The sequence below is a fragment of the Streptomyces sp. NPDC059853 genome, from assembly GCF_042731495.1.
Taxonomy (GTDB): domain Bacteria; phylum Actinomycetota; class Actinomycetes; order Streptomycetales; family Streptomycetaceae; genus Streptomyces.
In genome coordinates, this window is record NZ_JBHWJL010000512.1 from 1 (window position 1) to 2002 (window position 2002).

4 protein-coding genes are annotated in these 2002 nt (G+C 74.8%); 2 read left to right on the plus strand and 2 right to left on the minus strand.

All coding sequences use genetic code 11. From position 1 onward, the window contains the following. Positions 1 to 20: 20 nt before the first annotated feature. Both ACFV5N_RS27400 and ACFV5N_RS27405 read left to right on the plus strand, forming a co-directional pair. Positions 21 to 302 carry a hypothetical protein gene (locus ACFV5N_RS27400; protein WP_385605109.1) on the plus strand — a complete coding sequence of 94 codons (282 nt, stop codon included), beginning with the start codon at positions 21 to 23 and terminating at the stop codon, positions 300 to 302. After that, complete coding sequence (locus ACFV5N_RS27405) at positions 299 to 700, plus strand: type II toxin-antitoxin system VapC family toxin (protein WP_385605112.1); 402 nt, start codon at positions 299 to 301, stop codon at positions 698 to 700. Before ACFV5N_RS27400 ends, ACFV5N_RS27405 begins: the two co-directional genes overlap by 4 nt. Here the strand turns inward: ACFV5N_RS27405 and amaP are convergent. Together amaP and ACFV5N_RS27415 are read right to left on the minus strand one after the other, a co-directional pair. Beyond that, entirely contained in the window at positions 693 to 1289 is a 597-nt protein-coding gene (gene amaP / locus ACFV5N_RS27410; RefSeq protein ID WP_385605114.1) for an alkaline shock response membrane anchor protein AmaP, read from the minus strand. The two genes, ACFV5N_RS27405 and amaP, sit on opposite strands and share 8 nt — an antisense overlap. 10 nt (positions 1290 to 1299) lie before the next feature. Then, entirely contained in the window at positions 1300 to 1995 is a 696-nt protein-coding gene (locus ACFV5N_RS27415; protein ID WP_385605117.1) for a DUF6286 domain-containing protein, read from the minus strand. Positions 1996 to 2002: the final 7 nt, after the last annotated feature.

Genomic DNA, 2002 nt, shown 5'->3' on the forward strand with positions numbered 1-2002 from the left:
GGCGCATGTACTATGCATGCATGGTGGCACTTCAGATCCGCGATGTCCCCGAGGACGTCCGGGACACGCTCGCCGCACGCGCGCGCGAGAACGGCCAGTCCCTGCAGGCGTTCCTGCTGGCTCTCGTCCTGCGCGAGGCATCCTTCAGCAGAAATCTCGACCTGATCAGAGAGCTCGACGACGAATCCCCGCAGCCCGGACCGACCGTCGAAGACGTCCTGGCCGCTCTCGACGACGCCCGTGCGGAACGGGGCCAGGTGTTCGGCAGTCCTGAAGCGGACCGCCGGGACGGTGCCGCGTGATCGTTCTCGACGCGTCGGTCGCCGCGTTGCTGTTCGCCCAGCCGGACTCGGACCCCCGGGTGAAGTCGGCCCGCGCGGCGGCTGCCCGTGATCCGGGCTGGGTCGTCCCGGAGCATTGGAAGACCGAGGTGTTCAGCGCACTGCGCGGACTGTGGCTCGGCCGCAAGCTCAGTGACGAGCAGGCGCACAAGGCGCTGAGCAGGATTCCCCGGATGGCGGTCACGGTGGTGCCCACCGATGCCCTGCTGCCCCGGATGTGGGAGCTGCGCGGCAATGTCAGCGGGTACGACGCCGCCTACATCGCCGCCGCCGAGGTGTACGACTGTCCGCTGGTCACCGCGGACGCCCGGTTGCTGAGGGCGGACCGGGCGCGGTGCCGGATCGAGGTCGTCAGCTGATCCGCTCCGGCGGGTGTTTCGAGGCCCGCAGCCGTACCTCCGCCGGGAGGGATTCCAGGCCCGCCGAGCGGTGGGCGTGGTGCAGGGACTCGGCTTCCAGGCGCCGGACCACCTGGGCCGGTTCCGCCTGGGGCAGCAGGACCAGCCCGACGCGGGCGGCGGGTTCCGTGCGCCGGCCGGTGAGGGTGACGGTGGCCCGCTCCACGCCCGGCAGGGACTCGGCCTCGGCGGCCACCACTTCCTCCATCGCGTGGCCGCGCAGCAGTGCGCCCACGCCGTCGCCGCTGTCCACCAGGATCTCGGCCAGCCTGCGGCGCCGCACCTGGGCCAGCAGCCACCACAGGGCCAGCAGCACCAGCAGGGCGAGCAAGCCGAGGACCAGCGGCCACCACCAGCCCGTCCCGTGCCAGCGGGTCCGGCCCTCGGAGCCGAGCAGCACACTGTCGGGGCCGCGCCAGGTGTAGCCCGAGGGCAGGGTCAGGCCCCAGCGGGCCGGCAGGTCGGCCGCCGCGGCCAGCACGGCGAGCCCGGCCAGCAGCAGGGCCGTCCCGGTCAGGGCCAGCAGGATCCGGTTGATGACACGCAGCATGCGGCCTCCCTCATCCCTTGGGCCGGCGGACCTGGACGGTCAGCGCCGGGGCCGTGGCCAGGCCGAGCCCGGCGATGCCCGCCTCCAGCACCGCGTCCAGATCGGCCCGCACCTCGTGCAGATCACGGAAGTGCGCCTGTGCCCATACCCGGACCCGGCGCCTGCCGACGCGGACCCGTACCGTCCGTACCCCGGGCACCTGGAGCGCCCGGTCGTGCAGGACGACGCCCGCCGCCCGCCGTTCGATACCGGCGCGCAGCAGCGGGCTGTCCCGGCGCATCGGCAGCAGGCCGCGCAGTCCGGGGGTGAGGGCCTGCGTGATCAGCCACACCCCGGCGACGACGGCGAGGGCCGCGCCGGTGATCACCCAGGGGTCGTCCAGCGGGCGGGTGGACAGTTCCCCGGCGAGCCAGCGGCGCCAGGCGCCGACCGGCCGTTCCGCGCGGACCGAGGCGATGTCGTAGAGCAGGACCGCCGCGCACACCAGCAGCACGAGGGCGACCAGGGCCGCTGGGCCCCGGCGCACCGACCAGAAGCGGCCGGCGGGCCGGCCCTGGCCCGCCGGACCGTCCGGCTCGTAGCGGGCGGCGGAGGAGGAGACCGCCATGCCGGGGGCCTCCGTGGGGTCCGGGGAGTCCGGGGCCGGTGCGGTGCCGGGCCGGCCTCCGGGCCCGGGGCCGGGCTCCGGCTCCGGGTCCTTGGCCAGGGAGAGG

Bases quoted from the DNA above. Each gene is read 5' to 3' on its own strand.
- ACFV5N_RS27400 (WP_385605109.1), top strand. From the start codon at position 21: ATGGTGGCACTTCAGATCCGCGATGTCCCCGAGGACGTCCGGGACACG.
- amaP (WP_385605114.1), bottom strand. From the start codon at position 1,289: ATGCTGCGTGTCATCAACCGGATCCTGCTGGCCCTGACCGGGACGGCC.